Origin of the sequence: Microbacterium helvum, assembly GCF_014779795.1 — a bacterium.
Lineage (GTDB): Bacteria > Actinomycetota > Actinomycetes > Actinomycetales > Microbacteriaceae > Microbacterium > Microbacterium helvum.
On record NZ_JACXZS010000001.1, the window covers coordinates 549,126 to 566,301 of the forward strand.

Here is a 17,176-nt window from a genome sequence, read left to right on the forward strand (position 1 = left end):
GCGGCATCCACCCACACGAAGCGACACTCAGCGCCACCCGAACACCGATGACGGGCCGCACGTCACGCCCAGGTGGCGCAGAGCGCGGCATCCACCCACACGAAGCGACACTCAGCGCCACCCGAACACCGATGACGGGCCGCACGTCACGCCCAGGTGGCGCAGAGCGCGGCATCCACCCACGCGAAGCCGCACTCTGCGCCACCCGAAAACCGGCCGCGGGCGGCGCGGCGCTCACTCCGGCAGGCGGTGTCCCACCAGCGCGAGGTTCTGGATCGCCGCGAGCCCGTACTGCGCGACGTCGTTGGTGCCGACGCTCGGCGCCTCGTCGACGGGGTTCAGCACGTGAGGCCCCTCGATGCGTCGCAGCACGAAGTCGCGGCGGTGCACCAGCCACTCCCCGATGCCCTCGAACGCACGCCAGGCCGCGTCGGCCAGATCGTCGTCGCCGGTCGCGGCCGCCGCGTAGGCGGTGAGCCGGCTGTGCGCCTGTTCGAGATGGATGCCGGTGAGCACCTGCCCGACGGCATCCATCTGCTCCTCGGGTGAGGCGAGGTACAGCCGGCAGTATTCGAGCCACGCGTCGCGGAACCCGGGGACGTCGACCAGCGAGATGAGCTCGCTGGCGACCTCGACGAGCCCGAACACGGCGCTCAGGTGCGACACGGCGATACGGTCGCGCGTCGTGTCGAAGCGCCCCGCGTCGATGTCGTACAGGGCCTCGCCGGTGAGGAACCCGTGCGGCAGCGCGCCGATGTCGGCCATCGTGCCCAGCAGCCGGTCGCGCGAGCGCTCGTCGCCGGTGCGCTCCCAGTCCGCGAGCCACGTCGCGGCGAGCGCGCCCCAGTCGGTGCCGAGGCCGACGGCGAGCGCCGCGCGGTCGGGCCGGTAGGTCGCCGCGTCGGCGCGCACCTTGCGCGTCGGGTCGGTGTCGAGAAAGCGGGTGTCGCTGTCGCGCAGCTCGGTCAGCAGGTCGCCCACACGCTCGTCCGCCGTCAGGTAGTGGAAGATGCGGCGGTAGATCGGGCTCGAGATGCGCAGCTGCTTGGCGCTGCACCCCCAGTGCTGCACGTTGTGGCGCGACCCCAGACCCTGCCAGCGACCGAGATGGTAGACGTCGACCTCGCCGGTGTGGCGGGTCATCGCCTCGGCGAGGCGGAACACGTCGGCGCGGCCGCTGCGCAGGTACGAGTACCAGAGCCACAGGTCGGGCGAGAGCTCGCTGTTGTCCCACGCGTAGCCGCCGACGTCGTAGCGCCACACATGCCGGTCGAGGTCGTAGGCGTGCATGACGTCGCCGTGGTTCCAGAAGCCGTACCACCGCCGCTGGTCGATCTGACCCAGGTAGTAGTCCAGCAGGAAGTCCACACTGTCCTCGATCTCGGCACGGGCCGGCGTCGAGCGGTCGACCGGCGCCCAGTCGCCGAACACGCCGACCGCGTGCAGGTGCTCGGGCGTCGGCTGCAGCAGCGGCGGACGCTGCACGGCCTCGACGGATGCCGCCACCTCCTCGATCGCGGGGGTCGCGGCGTAGGCGAACAGCGTGAGCTCGTGCGTGCGGGCGACGCCATGGGCGTCGCCGAAGCCCGGCTCGTAGTCCTCGTACGTGATCTCCAGGCCCTCGAGCTGGGTGGCGAAGTCGTCCTGGCCAAGGCCGTCGTGGTAGAACCGCACGTCCATCGGGCGCGCCTCGGGCGCGTACAGCCAGGCGGTCAGCTCGGCCCGCTCCCCGGTCGCCCCGCGCAGGTCGAGCTGCCCCGGGTGGGACTGCCAGAACGAGCGGACACCGACGCCGAACCCGCCCGACGGGTCACTGATCGCGACATACCCCTCGGCGCGCGTGCCCGCCCCGGCATCGATCCAGGCATGGCCGGGAGCGGTCCGCTTGCGGATCCCGAAGCCGTCGGCGCTCAGCTGCGTGAGCGTGAGGTCGCCCCACGCCGGGATGAGCTCCAGGCGCTCCGACACCTGCGGGTTCCACTCCGTGGTCAGCGGGGTCGCCTCGCCGCGGATCTGCGCGGCGCGCACCTCGGCGCCCGGGTCGCGTCGCAGGCCGGTGAGCCCGCGGACGGCCTCGGCGAAGAACCCGCCGTCGGCGCCGGCCAGGCGCACGTGCCGGTCGTGGAGCGCCGCGCGCAGCGGCACATCGGCGCGCAGGCCCAGTCCCGCGAGGAAGTCGCGCTCGGCGTCGCCGTCCCACACCACCGTGTGCACGACGCGCACCTCGGCCGCCCCGTCGACGAGGACGAACCGCACGGTGAAGGGCAGCCACTCGCGCGACCCGTCCTCGGACCGGTGCATCCCCTCGACCCGCACGACGGCGCGTACGGGGCCCCGCTGCTCGACGACCACCGCACGCACGAGCGAGCGGAAGTGACGCCGCGGCGCGGACCCGCCGTCCTCGGGCACCTCGTCCTGCAACAGGCTCACCAGGCGGACGTCCTCGGCGACCGTGACGCCGTCGCGGCTCACGCGACGCACGAGGGCGTCGACCAATCCGCGCTCGGGCCGGGCGAAGACCAGTTCGACGAGACCGTTCGACACGACGACCTCGTCGGCGCCGTCGCGCACGGCCACGGACCCGGGGGATGCCGGCGGTGCGGCATCCACCTGCACCTCGTACTGCGCAGGAGACTCGAGCGCCCCCACGGCGCACCCGGCCCACTTGACCGAGCCGTCGGGCCACGTCGCGAGCGGCCAGAACTGTGCGGGCACGGCGTCGCCGCCGACCTCGCGCAGTCCCAGCCGCCCCACGGACGACACAGTGCCGCGCGGGAGCGGAACCCCCCACGTGGCGCCGCCACCGAGCCGGGCGGGCGGCGCATCGTCGAGCCAGCGGAGCGGGACGGGCGAAACGGTCACAGTGCGTGAACCTCCAGGTTGCGGTAGCGGGCGACCAGCGGCGACATCTGGCGGAAGCCGATCCGGCCGTCGCGCACGCGTGGTCCCGTGGACTCGTCGTCGGTCCACGAGAAGAGAGGCAGATCGTCGATCGCGAACGCCACGTGCGCGGCATCCTTCACGACCTCGATGCGGTAGAACGCGTCCTTCGCGTCCACGACGGGCGGAAGCGGGTCGGCTCCCTGCGCGACGAGGTGGAAGCCGGGCGACTTGCGCAGATTGCACGTGTGGAACGCGCGCTCGTCCTCCCACCGCCGCCGGAAGTACGACACGTGCAGCGTCCGGATGTCACCCGAGTGGTACTGCGGGTACTGCCCGGTGCGGTGCGCGACGCCGTCGTCGAAGATGCCGCCGCCGGCGACCGACGCGGCGCCGAAGAACAGCATCGCGAGCCCCGGCTCGGCGCGGGGCGAGAACTCCCACGTGATCCGCACGCGGTCGGGGAACGCCTCTGGGCACCACAGCGTCCAGTGGTCGTCGAAGCCCCCGGCCGCGTACAGCTCGAGACCGTCCTCGGCGTCGCGCGCGCCCGCCGGTCCCTCCCCTGCCCAGCCGTCGAGATCGGATGCCGCGCCCAGCGGGTTGCGGTACAGCAGCGTCATCCCTTCACCGATCCGATCAGCATCCCCTTCGCGAAGTGCTTCTGCAGGAACGGGTAGAACAGGATGATCGGCAGCGTAGCGACGATGATCACCGCGAACTTGATGCCCTGGGCCGGGGGCAGCTGCGTCGGATCCTGTTCGACGACCGAAAGGTCGGTGGCGACCGTGACCTGACGCAGGAACATCTGCAGCGTCCACATCGAGCTGTCGTTGAGGTACAGCAGCGGCGACATGAAGTCGTTCCAGATGCCGACGGCGTAGAACAGCGCGAACGTCGCCAGCACCGGCTTCGACAGCGGCAGCACGATGCTCCACAGCGTCTGCAGCTCGTTCGCGCCGTCGATCTTCGCCGACTCCTCCAGCTCGGCCGGAAGCTGCTGGAAGAAGTTCTTGATGATGATGAGGCTGAACGGGTTGATCGCCATGGGCAGGATGAGCGCCCAGTAGTTATTGAGCAGCCCGAGGTCCTTCACGACGAGGAACGTCGGGATCATGCCGCCGCCGAACACCATCGTGAACACGATCAGCGACAGGATCAGCTTGCCGCCGGGCAGGTTCGCCTTGCTCAGCGGGTAGGCCATCGCCGCCGTCAGCGTCAGCTGCACGAGTGTGCCCACCGCCGTCACGAGGATCGTCGTCACCAGGGCGCGCACGAACGCGGGACTGGTGAAGATCGCCTCGTACGCGTCGAGCGAGAACGTCTCGGGCCACAGGAAGAACGACCGCGTCGCCAGCTCTGCCTCGGTCGCGAACGACCCGGCCAGCACGAACACGAACGGGATGAGGGCGACGATGCCGATCGCCGCCATGAGGACGACGTTGAAGACGTCGAACACCCGCCCCGCGGGCGTGTTGAAGCGGTACTTCTCGCGAGCCATCAGAAGATCCCTGCCTGGTTGAAGCGCTTGGCGACCCAGTTGGCGCCGAAGATCAGCACGACGCCGACGACGGCCTTGAACAGGCCGACCGCGGTGCTGTAGCTGTAGGAGCCCTGCGTGATGCCCATGAAGTAGACGTACGTGTCGAACACGTCCGCCACGGACCGGTTCAGCGCGTTGGTCATGAGGTAGATCTGCTCGAAACCGGTGTTGAGGATCTGCCCCATCTGCAGCACGAGCATGACGATGACGGTCGGCATGATCGAGGGCAGCGTGATGTGCCACACCCGCTGGAAGCGGCCCGCGCCGTCGATGATCGCCGCCTCGTACTGCGCCTGGTCCACGCCGGCGAGGGCGGCCAGGAAGATGATCGTGCCCCAGCCGGTGTTCTTCCAGATGTCCTGCAGGACGATGATCGGGCGGAACCACGCCGGGTCGGCGAGGAAGTTGATGTCGGTGCCCAGGATGCCGTTGATCAGCTGGAACAGCGGTCCGATGTCGAGCGCGAACAGCAGGTACGTGAGCGAGGCCACGACCGTCCACGACAGGAAGTGCGGGATGTAGATGAGCGTCTGCGTCGTGCGCTTGAGGATCGTCAGGCGCATCTCGTTGAGCAGCAGCGCCACGATGATCGTGAGCGGGAACGCGATCAGCAGGCTCAGCAGCGCGAGGATCAGCGTGTTGCCGAGCAGCCGCGGGAAGTCCGGACTCGAGAAGAAGTCCTCGAAGTGCTCGAAGCCCACCCATGGGCTGTCGGCGATCCCGAGGAACGGGACGTACTCCTTGAACGCGATGATCGCGCCGTACATCGGCCAGTAGCGGAACAGGACGAAGTAGGCGATCCCGGGCAGCAGCAGCAGGTAGAGCCACTTGAACTGCGTGAAGTGCACGCGCACCCCGCGACGACGACGCGACTGCTTCGCGACGGTCAGCGTCTCGGTCTCGGTGATGGCGGTGTCGAGCATGGCCATGGCGGGAACCTCTCAGGCGCCGGGGCGACGGAGAACCCGTCGCCCCGGCATCCATCGATCACTTGTCGGCGTCGGCCAGTTCGTTGATCTCGTCGATGACGTCATCGCCACCGCTCGAGCGCCACAGTGCGATCGCGTCCTTCAGCCCGTCGAGGTCGATCTGCCCCGCGAGGAACTGGATGCGCGCGTCCGAGACGATCGTGTCGAGCTGTGCGCCCTTCGAGACGTACGTGTCGGAGACGTACGGTGCGGCGGGGTCGTACTGCGCGTGCTCGAGGTCGGCCGCCTCGATCTCTTTGCGCTTGTCGTACATCTGCTGCTCGTAGTCCGACGCCTGCTTCGGGTTGTAGCCCTGGAATCCGGTGACGTTCGTGCCGAGCTGGGCGAACGCGCCCACGGTGTCCTTCTCGACCTGCGAGACGTCGGGCACGGCCACCGCGAGGTCGTCCTCGACCGTGTAGTGGACGCCTTCGATGCCGTTGTTGAGGATCGGCCCGGCCTCTTCGGAGTTGAGCTTGTTCAGCACCTCGAGGACGCCGCGCAGGTCGGCCTCGGTGCGCACCGACGACTTCGGGATCGCGAGGAAGCCGGAGTAGCCCGCCGTCGGCAGCGCGTGCAGCTCGTCGCTGTCGGGGCCGAGCAGGTTGCCGGTGATGTCGACGTAGCTGTCGAAGCCCTCGGGGTCGGACTGCTTGAACAGGCTGATCAGCTGACCGGCGCGCGAGTGCACGTCGAGGATGATGCCGCCCTTGCCGGTGAGGAACGGCTCGTTCCACTTCGCGGAGTCGAACGTCGCGAAGTCGGCATTGACGACGCCGTCCTCGACGAGCGAGCGCTCGAACTCCACGGCGTCGAGCCACTCGTCGGTGGTGAAGTTCGGCACCAGCTCGCCGTCCTGCTCGGTCCACTTGTTGCCGGCGCCGTACCAGGTCTCGATGGCGTCCCACGGGCTGTTCGTGCCGATCGTTCCCGGCCACTTCGGCACGATGATGCCATAGGTGTCATCGACGCCGTTGCCGTCGGGGTCGTCCTCGGTGAACGCCTTGGCGACCTTCGCGAGATCCTCGGTGGTCTTGGGCAGATCGAGCCCGAGGTTCTCGAGCCAGTCCTTGCGGACGATGGCGGTCTCGCGCATGACGTCGCGGGCGCGGAAGACGCCGTAGACCTTGCCGTTGACGCTCGAGGCCTTCTGCACCTCGGGGAAGGTCGTCTTGAGGTTCGGGTAGTCCTTCAGGTAGTCGGTGAGATCCCAGAAGGCGCCCGCCTCGGCGTTGCGCACGAAGCCCGGGTCCTTGCCCTGGATCACCATGACCTGCGGCAGGTCGTCGCCCGCGAGGGTGATGTTGACCTTGTCGCCATACGAGGCGTTGGGCACCCACGTCATGTCGAGGTCGACGCCGATGACGTCTTCGAGCGCGGCCTCGATGTCGCTGTCGTCCTCGGGCGCGTTGGTGCTGAGGAACGGCGCCATGACCGTGAGCGTCTTGAGCTCGGTCGCGGCAGCGTCCTTGTCGGCGGTGGCGTCGCCGCCTCCGCCGGAACAGCTGGTGAGGGCGAGCGCGGCGACGACGGCGAGGCCGACGCCGATGAGCGGCTTGCTGTGCTTCATGGGGGAACTCCTTCGTTCTGTGTGGGGAGGGAGGGAGGGAGGGAGGGACGGAGGGAGGGAACGGCTCAGGGAGCGGTGGATGCCGCCGCCTCGCGCTCGGCGAGCGCGCGGTCGTTGGCGGTGAAGAACGCGATGCACAGGACGGTGCTGAGCGTCAGCCACGCACCGACCGCGAAGAAGGGGACGACGCCGGGAAGGATGCTGCCCACTCCGGCGACCGCGACAGCGCCGAGCAGCAGCAGCACGACGTGCAGGACGTTGCGTGCGGCCCAGCGACCGGCGGTGAAGAGGTAGGCACGCAGCGGCAGGTCGTAGTGGGCGTACATCGGCACTGCGACGGCGGTGATCGCGAACGCCGCGACGAGCGCCGCGACGCTGAGGATGCCGAGCGGCTCGGCGATCGCACCGGCGCCGAGCCGGCCGACGACGTTCACCGCGAGGAGCGCCGTCACCACGGCGCCCACGCCAACGGCCGCATTCGACCGCCACAGTTCGCGGCGCCATTCGGCCGCGAAGGTCCGGAGCACCGGGAACACCTCGCCGCGCAGGCGCCGTCGGATGAGCCCGGCTGCGGCGACGCTCGCCGGAACGACTCCGACCACGATGAGGCCCGCGACGGCGAAGACCCACCACAGCAGGTTCATCAGGGCGATCCACCAGATCCAGTCGAAGACGGCGTGAGCCCGAAGAGCCCACGTGGCCACCGGGGTCGCCGAGTCCGTCATGACATCTCCATCGTCGCAGGGCCGGGTCCGACGTGCGGGAATACGTTTTCCGCACGACGGCTCCGAGTACGGTAACCGCCCCGCGGCGCAGAGTCAACCCGCGAGGAGTCGCGGATTGAAACGTTCTCATGGGTCTCTCATCCGCCGAGTCGAAACGTTTTCGGCGCGAGGCCGGTGTACGAGAGACTGGGACCGTGCACAGTCCACGCTCCCCCTCGTTACTGAATCGTTCTAATTTCTCGAGGCGACGTCTTGCGAAACGTTTTTAGACGGGGTACCGTATCGGGCAAGCGCTTTCCAACCACCGCAGACCCGCACCGAGGGACGCGCCCACCCGCACACACAGACAACGGAACGTCTGCGCGGAACGAGAACACAGACGTTCAAGAGAGGACAAGGATGTTCAGCAAGAAGCGTGCATTCACCGCCGCCGCGGTCGCGGCAGGCGCCGCGCTGGTTCTGGCCGGCTGCGCCGGAGGCAGCGGTGGCGACAGCCCCGACGCGAACCCCACCCTGGACCCGGACGAGAAGGTCACCCTGAACATGTCGTTCTGGGGCAACGACGTCCGCGCCGACCTGTACAACCATGTCATCGACGCGTTCGAGGAGCAGTACCCGAACATCACGGTCAACACCTCGTTCCTGGACTTCCCCTCGTACTGGGAGAAGCGCCAGACCGAGGCTGCCGGCGGCGGCCTGCCCGACGTCATGCAGTTCGACTACTCGTACCTGCGCCAGTACTCCGAGAACGGGCTGCTGCTCGACCTCAACCCGTACCTCGGCAACATCATCGAGACCGACCCGCTGCCCGAGAACATCCTCAGCATCGGCGTCGTGAACGACCAGACGACGGCGATCCCGACCTCGACCAACGCGTGGGGCCTGTTCTCCAACCCGAAGCTCCTCGAGAGCGTCGGCGTGGAGGACTTCGCCGGCGGCAGCTGGGAGGACTACACCGACTGGATGAGCGAGGTCACCGATGCCGGTGCCGGCTCCATCTACGGCGGCACGGACTTCACCGGGCGCATCCAGAACTTCGAGGTCCAGCAGCGCGCGAAGGGCGAGGACCTGTTCACCGAGGACGGCGAGCCGAACTTCACCGAGAAGGACCTCAAGGCGTTCTGGGAGCAGGGCGACGCGATCCGCGACGGCATCGGCATCCCCCAGCAGACGCTGGAAGAGATCAAGCCGCTCTCGGGCTTCGACGCCGGCAAGACGGCGTCCGAGCTGACGTGGGACAACTTCGGCGCCGGGTACCTCGCGAACCTCGGCGAGGGCTACACCGAGCTGAACCTCACCGCCCCGCCGGTCACCAAGGAAGGCGCGAAGGACCTCTACCTGAAGCCCTCGATGCTCGAGGCCGTCTCGGCCAAGACCAAGCACCCCGAGGCTGCCGCGACGCTGGTGAACTTCCTCATCAACTCGCCCGAGTCCGGTGAGATCTTCGGCACCAACCGCGGCCTCCCGGCCTCCGAGACGGCGCTGGAGGCAGCGAACCTCGACCCGATCGCCCAGCAGATCAAGGACTACGAGGCCTCGATCACGGACCGCCTGGGCGACGCCCCGCCCGTCCCGATCAACGGCTACGGCACGCTCGAGCAGAAGTTCCTCGAGATCGGCCAGGAGCTCGGCTACGGCACCCTCACGATCGATGACGCCGTCTCGCAGTTCTTCTCCGAGATGGACCAGGTCGTCAACCAGTGACACCCTTGCCGCGGGGCCGGTACGCACCGGCCCCGCGGCACCCGACCCACCCGAACTGACGCAGCCGTCAGTCACAGAAAGGAGCCGAGGTGAGCACGACAGCGACGAGAGTCATCGTCACCGATCGTCCGGCCAAGCGCGCACTGCGACGCACCGGCCGCCCCGAGAACACCTTCCAGCGTCCCGGGCAGCGTTCGCGCTCGCGTCGCGAGACCGTGGCGGGCTACGCGTTCCTCAGCCCGTGGCTGATCGGCTTCTTCGGCCTGACCGCCATCCCGATGGTGTACTCGCTGTACCTGTCGTTCACGCGGTACAACATCTTCCAGCCGCCGAAGTGGATCGGGCTGGACAACTACATCCGGATGTTCACCGATGACCCGGTGTTCATCCAGTCGGCGCAGATCACGCTCGTGTACGTGTTCATCGGCACCCCGATCACGATGGCCGCGGCCCTCGCCGTGGCGATGCTGCTGAACTTCCGCGACCAGGGCGCCGGGTTCTTCCGCTCCGCGTTCTACGCGCCCTCGCTCATCGGCGGCTCGGTGTCCGTCGCCATCGTGTGGCGGGCCATGTTCTCCACTGACGGGCCGGTCGACAACTCGCTGTCGTTCTTCGGCATCGACATCGGCGGCTGGATCGGCAACCCGGCCATGATCCTGCCGATGATGATCCTGCTGCACGTGTGGCAGTTCGGCTCGACGATGGTGATCTTCCTCGCCGGTCTCAAGCAGATCCCGAAGGAGCTGTACGAGGCGGCCGAGATGGACGGCGCCGGTGCGTGGCGCCGGTTCACCGCCGTCACGATCCCGATGCTCTCGCCGGTGATCTTCTTCAACCTGCTGCTGGGCCTCATCGGCGCCTTCCAGGTGTTCACCTCGGCGTACATCATCTCCAACGGCACCGGCGGCCCCGCGGGCATGACCAACTTCATCACGGTCTACCTCTACAAGCGCGGCTTCTCCGACGGGCAGATGGGCTATGCGGCCGCGATCGCGTGGGTCCTCCTCATCGTGGTCGCCATCATCGCCTTCATCCTTTTCCGCACCCAGAAATCGTGGGTCCACTACGCAGGAGACGACCGATGACCTCCGCATCCTTCACCGACGGCACGATGGAGACCATCGAGCAGGAGATGATGCCGGCGACGCCGTCCGCGCCCCGGCGCCGCGTGAAGCGCAAGACGTGGCAGACGGTCATCTGGCTGGTCGTCCTGCTCGCCATCACGGCGGTCGTGCTCTATCCGCTCGTGTGGCTGTTCCTGTCGACGTTCAAGCCGAACTCCGAGTTCGGGCAGAACACCGGCCTGCTGCCCGAGAACTGGTACTTCGGCAACTACGCCAAGGTGATGGAGGGCATCGCCGGCGTGCCGATGTGGCGGTTCTTCCTGAACTCGCTGATCCTGTCGGTGGCCGCCGTCGTCGGCACGCTGCTGTCGTCGGCCCTCGCCGCGTACGCGTTCGCCCGGGTGCAGTTCAAGGGCCTCGGGATCTTCTTCGCCGCGATGATCGGCACGCTGCTGCTGCCGTTCCACGTCGTGATCATCCCGCAGTACATCATCTTCAACCAGCTCGGCTGGGTCGACACGTACATCCCGCTGATCCTGCCGAAGTTCCTCGCCACCGGCGCGTTCTTCGTGTTCCTGATGGTGCAGTTCATGCGGCAGATGCCCCGCGACATGGACGAAGCGGCCCGCATCGACGGTGCCGGCCACTTCCGGATCTTCTGGTCGATTATCCTGCCGCTGATCAAGCCCGCGCTGATCACGTGCGCGATCTTCGCGTTCATCTGGGAGTGGAACGACTTCCTCGGACCCCTGCTGTACCTCACGAGCCCCGAGAACTACCCGCTGCCGATCGCGCTGCGCCTGTACAACGACGCGTCCTCGGGCGGTGCCGACTACGGCGCCACCGTCACGGCGTCCTTCGTCGCCCTCGTCCCGGTGCTGCTGTTCTTCATCGTGTTCCAGCGGTTCCTCGTCGACGGCGTCGCCACGCAGGGCCTGAAGGGCTGACGACCATGGACCGCCGCCAGCTGCGTGCCGCACGACGGGCCGACGCGTCCGGGAGCGGGCCGACCCTCGCCGAACGCGAGCCTGCCCGCTACCCGGGAGCCAAGGGCGCCTTCGCCCTGTTCGGCGAAGTGCTGCTCACCGGACTGCTCATCGCCGCCGGCGGACTGCTCATCGTGACCCTGCCCGCGGCACTGGCCGCCGGCATCCGTCATCTGCGCCGCTACGTGAACGCCGAGCAGTCGCACGCCCGCACCTTCTGGGCGGACTGGCGCAAGGCCCTGCCCGGCGGCGTGGTCGTCGGCGTCGCCGCCGTGGTCATCGCGACCGTGCTGGCGGTGGACATCGTGCTCGCGAACACCGGCGCCCTGCCCGGCGGCGCGCTCATCGGCATCGTCGGCTGGGCCGGCCTCGTCGTCGGCGCGGTGGCTCTGCTGGCAGCGGCCGGCGCCTGGACCCCCGAGACCGGCTGGCGCACCGCCGTCCGCGGCATCCCCGCCGCGCTGGTGGCCGACCCCCTCGGCGCCGTCTACTACGCAGTCGCGGCCGTCCTCACCGGTGTCGTCACCTGGATGCTGGCACCCCTCATCATCGCCGGACTCGGCTGCTCCGCCTTCGCCGTCGTCGCCATCCCGGCGCGCCGCACCCGCCGCTGACGCGGCATCCCTCCCCCGTTCTCTCCGAAACACCGAAGGAGCTGCTCGACGTGCTGTACGGCGCCGACTACAACCCCGACCAGTGGCCGGAGGAGGTGTGGGATGAGGACGTCCGCCTCATGCAGGAGGCCGGCGTCAACATCGTGAGCCTCGGCATCTTCGCGTGGTCGCGCATCCAGCCCGCCGAGGACGTGTGGGACTTCGAGTGGCTCGACACGGTGATCGGCAAGCTGCACGCGGGCGGCATCGCGGTGAACCTCGCGACGGCGACCGCCTCGCCGCCGCCGTGGGTGAGCGCCACGTATCCCGAGACGCTGCCGGCCGACGAGTCGGGCGCCTCGTACTGGCCGGGCAGCCGGCAGCACTTCGCCCCGTCGTCGCCGACCTACCGGCGGCTGGCCGGCGAGCTGGTGCGACGCCTCGCCGAGCGCTACGCCCACCATCCCGCCGTCGTCATGTGGCATGTCGGCAACGAGTTCGGCTGCCACCTCTGGATGGACTTCTCGGATGCCGCGCGCGACGCGTACCGCGTATGGCTCGCGGATCGGTACACGACCATCGCGGCGCTCAACGATGCCTGGGGCACGAGCTTCTGGTCGCAGCGGTACGGCTCGTTCGACGAGATCTTCCCGCCGCGCCTCGCGCCGTACAGCCACAACCCGTCGTCGATGCTCGACTGGCGCCGGTTCACGAGCGACATGCTGCTGGAGTGCTACCTCATGGAGCGGACGATCCTGCTCGAGGCGGGCGCGACGCAGCCGATCACCACCAACTTCATGGGGCCCTTCAAGCCGGCGGACTACCGCAAGTGGGCGCCGCACATGGACGTCATCGCCGACGACTGCTACCCGGATCCGGCCAACCCGAACCGGGTGAGGGACGCCGCCTTCCAGCGCGACCTCATCCGTTCGCTGAAGCCCGGCGTGCCGTGGCTGCTGTGGGAGCAGGCGACCGATGCGGTCAACTGGCGGCCGGCCAACCCGGGCAAGAAGCCGGGCGCCCTGATGGCCGAGACCGCGCAGTCGGTCGCGCGCGGCGCCGACGGCATCATGTTCTTCCAGTGGCGGCAGTCTCGCGCGGGCAGCGAGAAGTTCCACTCGGCGATGCTCCCCCACGCCGGCACCGAGACCCGCACCTGGGATGCCGTCACCGAGCTCGGCTCCCGCCTGGCCGCCCTGCCCGAGCTGCCCGCGCCGGGCCGCGACGCGCACGTCGCGCTGGTGTTCGACTGGGAGAACTGGTGGGCGGTGGAGGAGCGCGACCACCCCACCGAGATCGACTACCTGGCGCTGACGCTGGAGTGGTACGGCGCCTTCCACGAGCGGGGCATCCAGGTCGACGTCATCGCGCCCGAAGAGGCCGGCCTCGGCTACGCCCTCGTCGTCGCCCCCGCTCTCTACCTGCTGCGCGGCGAGGGCGCCGACGCGCTCACGCGCTTCGTCGAGACCGGCGGGACGCTGCTCACCGGCCCCTTCACCGACCTCGTCGACGGTCACGACCAGTTCCGCGACGGTGGCTTCCTCACACAGCTCGCGCCTGTGCTCGGCGTGCGCTTCGAGGACTTCGGCGCGCTCGCGGGGACGGCCTCGAGCGCGGCCGGCGTGGGCGCGCTGAACTCCGACGCCGTGGCCGCGGCTCGTCACGCCGCAGCCTCGGGCACGATCGAATTCGCGCTCGACGGTGCCGTCCACCGGGGCAGGCTCGTCGCCGAGTCCGTCCACACGACGACCGCCACCACGGTCGCGACCTTCCGTTCCGGCCTGCAGGCCGGCTCCCCCGCGCTCACACGCCACTCCTTCGGCGACGGCGAGGCCTGGTACACGGCCACGCAGCCCGTGGGCGACGGACTCGGTGCCGTCGTCGACGCGGTGGTGGCGGCATCCGGCGTCCGCCCCGTGGTCGATTCACTGCCGGCCGGCGTCGAGGCCGCGCGCCGCGGCGACCTGGTGACCCTCATCAACCACGGCGACGCGCGCGCCGAGGTCGCGATCGAGGGGGTGGATGCCGAGACCGGCGCCGTCACCGCGCTCGTCGCGCTGGAGCCCCAGGCCGTCGCCTTCGTCCTCGCGCCCGAGCGCGCCCCCGCACCCGTGCCGGGACCGCGTGACGCGGTCGCGGCGCACTGATCCTTCACCCCCACAGAGAATCCGGAGTCCACGATGCCCTCACGCCGCACCCTGCTCGCCGTCGGCGCCCTGACCGCGAGCGCCGCCCTGATCCTGGCCGGATGCTCCGGCTCGGGCGAGTCCGCCGACCCCGGCAAGACCTTCGACCCCGACGAGAAGGTCACGATCGACTTCGCCTTCTGGGGGAACGACGACCGCGCCTCGCGCTACAACGACCTCATCGCCGCGTTCAACGAGGAGTACCCGAACATCACGGTCAACCCGTCGTTCAGCGACTACCCGAGCTTCTGGGAGAAGCGCCAGACCGAGGCCGCCGGGGGCAACCTGCCCGACGTGTTCCAGTTCTCCGACAGCTACCTGCGCCAGTACGCGCAGTCGAACAACCTGCTCGACCTCGACACCGTGTCGGACTACATCGACACCACCACGTTCGAGGACTCGCTGCTCGGCACCGGCGCGCTCGACGGCGTGCAGTACTCGCTGCCGACCGGCTACAGCCTGTGGGCGAACTTCGTGAACGACGACCTGCTCGCCGCGGCGGGCATCGAGGCGCCCGAGGGCGGCACGAGCGCTGAGGACTTCGACGACTGGATGGCCTCGGTCACCGAGGCCACGGGCGGCAAGCCCTACGGCGGCACCGACTACACGCAGCGCATCCAGAACTTCGAGCTCGTGCTGCGTGCGAAGGGCGAGAACCTGTACACCGACGACGGCGAGCTGGGCTTCACCGAGGATGAGCTGAGCGACTTCTGGCACTCGGGCGACGCGATCCGCGACGGCGTCGTGATCCCGCAGCAGAGCCTCGAAGAGCTCTCGCCCAAGTCCGGCTTCGGCGCCGGCGCGACGGCCAGCGAGATGAGCTGGAGCAACTTCCTGGGCGGCTACCTCGCCGACTCCGGCGCCTCGTCGATCTCGATGATCGCTCCCCCGATCGCCAAGAAGGGCGCGAAGGACCTCTACCGCCAAGCCGGCCTGCAGGTCGCGATCTCGGCCAACACCGAGCACCCCGAGGCCGCCGCCCTCTTCCTCGACTTCGTCGTCAACAGCGCCGAGGCGGGTGAGATCTTCGGCACCACCCTCGGCTACCCGGCATCGTCGTCGAAGCTCGCCGGCACCACGCTCGAAGGCGTCGACAAGCAGGTCGCCGACTACATCGACGCGCAGGCGGACCGCATCGGCGACGCCCCGCCCGTTCCCGTCGCAGGCTACGGCTCGCTCGAGCAGAAGTTCTGGGACCTCGGCAAGGAGCTCGGCCTCGGTACGCTCAGCGTCGACGACGCGGTGTCGCAGTTCTTCTCCGAGGCAGACACGGTGCTCGGCTGAGCCTGCCGAACCTGAGCCATGATCGGGTGGATGCCGCGGCCCTGGGCCGCGGCATCCACATTTCTCTTCACCTGGAGCCGCAATGCCCGACGCCACCGCGCGCCTCGACCCGCACCACGACATCGCCGACATCGACCGCCGCCTGTTCGGCGGGTTCGTCGAGCACCTGGGTCGCCACATCTACGACGGCATCTTCGAGCCCGGGCACCCCGCGGCCGACGACGAGGGATTCCGCACCGATGTCGTCGAGCTCGTGAAAGAGCTCGGCGTGAGCACGATCCGCTACCCCGGCGGCAACTTCGTGTCGGGCTACCGGTGGGAGGACGGCATCGGACCCAAGGACGAGCGCCCGCGCCGCCTCGACCTGGCGTGGCACTCGACCGAGACCAACGAGGTCGGGCTGCACGAGTTCCAGGCGTGGCTCGACCGGGTCGGCAGCGACCTGATGCTCGCCGTCAACCTCGGCACCCGCGGCACGCAAGAGGCGCTCGACCTGCTCGAGTACGCCAACGTCGACACTCCGACGCAGTGGACGGACCAGCGCGCCGCGAACGGGCGCGAGCGGCCGTTCGGCGTCAAGATGTGGTGCCTCGGAAACGAGATGGACGGCCCGTGGCAGGTCGGTCACCGCAATGCCGACGACTACGGCAAGCTCGCCATGCGCACCGCCAAAGCGATGCGCATGATCGATCCGGACGTGGAGCTCGTGGTGTGCGGGTCGTCCGGCCGGGGCATGCCCACGTTCGGCTCGTGGGAGCGGCAGGTGCTCGAGCACACCTTCGACGACGTCGACTACATCTCGTGCCACTCCTACTACCAGGAGCACGACGGGAACGCGCAGGAGTTCCTCGCCTCGGGAGTCGACATGGCGCGCTTCATCGAGTCGGTGGTCGCGATCGCCGACACGGTCGCCGCGACGAAGAAGAGCGACAAGCGCATCATGATCTCGTTCGACGAGTGGAACGTCTGGTACCTGCACCGCGAGGACGGCAGCGAGTCCGGGCACGAGTTCAAGGGCGGCGCCTGGCCGGTGGCACCGCGGCTGCTCGAAGACAAGTACAACGCGTTGGATGCCGTCGTGTTCGGCGATCTGCTGATCACGCTGCTGCAGCACGCCGACCGGGTGCGCTCGGCCTCGCTCGCGCAGCTCGTCAACGTGATCGCGCCGATCATGACCGAGCCCGGCGGGCCCGCGTGGCGACAGACGACGTTCTTCCCGTTCTCGATCACGTCGCGCCTGGCGCACGGGCGCGCGATGCGCGTGCCGGTGTCGTCGGGCTCATTCGTCTCGCAGAAGCTGGGCGAGGTGGCGAACCTGAACGCGGTCGCCACGATCGACGACGACGGCGTCTCGCTGTTCGTCGTCAACCGCTCGACGACGGTCCCCACCGCCCCTCCACACGGCGCTGGCGCGCCGCGCGGAGCCTCTGGCGGCGTGGGCCCAGCCGCAACACGCCTGCGCGTCGACCTCGCTCCGCTCGTGCGCGAGCTCGGCCGCGACGTCGCGATCGTCGAGACGCACCTGCTGCACGACGACGACCTGTACGCGGCGAACACGCTCGCCGATCAGACCCGTGTCGGCGTACGTGCCGCCGAGGCCCTGATCGACGGCGATGCGCTCACGGTCGAGCTGCCGGCGGTCTCGTGGGCCGCGATCCGGCTCGCCTGACCGG

General features: G+C 69.0%; 13 protein-coding genes. 7 read left to right on the top strand and 6 right to left on the bottom strand.

The features are described 5' to 3' along the window. Positions 1-234: 234 nt before the first annotated feature. The 6 genes from IF188_RS02460 to IF188_RS02485 form a co-directional block, all read right to left on the bottom strand. Entirely contained in the window at positions 235-2,862 is a 2,628-nt protein-coding gene (locus tag IF188_RS02460; RefSeq protein ID WP_191170171.1) for an exo-rhamnogalacturonan lyase family protein, read from the bottom strand. Further along, on the bottom strand, positions 2,859-3,503 hold the full coding sequence (locus IF188_RS02465) for a DUF1961 family protein (protein WP_191170172.1): 645 nt from the start codon (positions 3,501-3,503) through the stop codon (positions 2,859-2,861). The genes IF188_RS02460 and IF188_RS02465 overlap by 4 nt, the downstream gene beginning before the upstream one ends. Next, positions 3,500-4,381, bottom strand: a complete 882-nt coding sequence (locus IF188_RS02470) for a carbohydrate ABC transporter permease (protein ID WP_191170173.1) — start codon at positions 4,379-4,381, stop codon at positions 3,500-3,502. Before IF188_RS02470 ends, IF188_RS02465 begins: the two co-directional genes overlap by 4 nt. Beyond that, positions 4,381-5,346, bottom strand: a complete 966-nt coding sequence (locus tag IF188_RS02475; RefSeq protein WP_191170316.1) for an ABC transporter permease — start codon at positions 5,344-5,346, stop codon at positions 4,381-4,383. The genes IF188_RS02470 and IF188_RS02475 overlap by 1 nt, the downstream gene beginning before the upstream one ends. 64 nt (positions 5,347-5,410) lie before the next feature. Next, a complete protein-coding gene (locus tag IF188_RS02480) occupies positions 5,411-6,961 on the bottom strand; it encodes an extracellular solute-binding protein (RefSeq protein WP_191170174.1) in 1,551 nt (516 codons plus the stop codon). Positions 6,962-7,026: 65 nt separating this feature from the next. Further along, positions 7,027-7,686: a YesL family protein gene (locus IF188_RS02485; protein WP_191170175.1), complete on the bottom strand. Its 660-nt coding sequence runs from the start codon at positions 7,684-7,686 to the stop codon at positions 7,027-7,029. A gap of 399 nt (positions 7,687-8,085) precedes the next feature. On the opposite strand from IF188_RS02485, the gene IF188_RS02490 reads away from it, so the two are divergent. The 7 genes from IF188_RS02490 to arfA all read left to right on the top strand — a co-directional run bounded on the left by IF188_RS02490 (position 8,086) and on the right by arfA (position 17,172). Beyond that, the gene (locus IF188_RS02490) at positions 8,086-9,390 is read left to right on the top strand and encodes an ABC transporter substrate-binding protein (protein ID WP_191170176.1); all 1,305 of its coding nucleotides are present in this window, start codon (positions 8,086-8,088) and stop codon (positions 9,388-9,390) included. An 89-nt stretch (positions 9,391-9,479) separates the two neighbouring features. Beyond that, entirely contained in the window at positions 9,480-10,475 is a 996-nt protein-coding gene (locus IF188_RS02495; RefSeq protein ID WP_191170177.1) for a carbohydrate ABC transporter permease, read from the top strand. Between the two features lie 26 nt (positions 10,476-10,501). Further along, positions 10,502-11,401: a carbohydrate ABC transporter permease gene (locus IF188_RS02500; protein ID WP_396652732.1), complete on the top strand. Its 900-nt coding sequence runs from the start codon at positions 10,502-10,504 to the stop codon at positions 11,399-11,401. Positions 11,402-11,406: 5 nt separating this feature from the next. Further along, complete coding sequence (locus IF188_RS02505; RefSeq protein ID WP_191170179.1) at positions 11,407-12,054, top strand: DUF624 domain-containing protein; 648 nt, start codon at positions 11,407-11,409, stop codon at positions 12,052-12,054. 50 nt (positions 12,055-12,104) lie between these two features. Beyond that, entirely contained in the window at positions 12,105-14,180 is a 2,076-nt protein-coding gene (locus IF188_RS02510) for a beta-galactosidase (protein WP_191170180.1), read from the top strand. 33 nt (positions 14,181-14,213) lie between these two features. After that, on the top strand, positions 14,214-15,503 hold the full coding sequence (locus IF188_RS02515; protein ID WP_191170181.1) for an ABC transporter substrate-binding protein: 1,290 nt from the start codon (positions 14,214-14,216) through the stop codon (positions 15,501-15,503). Between the two features lie 82 nt (positions 15,504-15,585). Further along, positions 15,586-17,172: an arabinosylfuranosidase ArfA gene (arfA, locus tag IF188_RS02520; protein ID WP_191170182.1), complete on the top strand. Its 1,587-nt coding sequence runs from the start codon at positions 15,586-15,588 to the stop codon at positions 17,170-17,172. The last annotated feature ends 4 nt before the right edge of the window (positions 17,173-17,176 follow it).

Coding starts and splice junctions, on each gene's coding strand:
- IF188_RS02465 (WP_191170172.1), bottom strand. CDS start 3,503: ATGACGCTGCTGTACCGCAACCCGCTGGGCGCGGCATCCGATCTCGAC.
- IF188_RS02470 (WP_191170173.1), bottom strand. CDS start 4,381: ATGGCTCGCGAGAAGTACCGCTTCAACACGCCCGCGGGGCGGGTGTTC.
- IF188_RS02475 (WP_191170316.1), bottom strand. CDS start 5,346: ATGCTCGACACCGCCATCACCGAGACCGAGACGCTGACCGTCGCGAAG.
- IF188_RS02480 (WP_191170174.1), bottom strand. CDS start 6,961: ATGAAGCACAGCAAGCCGCTCATCGGCGTCGGCCTCGCCGTCGTCGCC.
- IF188_RS02485 (WP_191170175.1), bottom strand. CDS start 7,686: ATGACGGACTCGGCGACCCCGGTGGCCACGTGGGCTCTTCGGGCTCAC.
- IF188_RS02490 (WP_191170176.1), top strand. CDS start 8,086: ATGTTCAGCAAGAAGCGTGCATTCACCGCCGCCGCGGTCGCGGCAGGC.
- IF188_RS02500 (WP_396652732.1), top strand. CDS start 10,502: ATGGAGACCATCGAGCAGGAGATGATGCCGGCGACGCCGTCCGCGCCC.
- IF188_RS02505 (WP_191170179.1), top strand. CDS start 11,407: ATGGACCGCCGCCAGCTGCGTGCCGCACGACGGGCCGACGCGTCCGGG.
- IF188_RS02515 (WP_191170181.1), top strand. CDS start 14,214: ATGCCCTCACGCCGCACCCTGCTCGCCGTCGGCGCCCTGACCGCGAGC.
- arfA (WP_191170182.1), top strand. CDS start 15,586: ATGCCCGACGCCACCGCGCGCCTCGACCCGCACCACGACATCGCCGAC.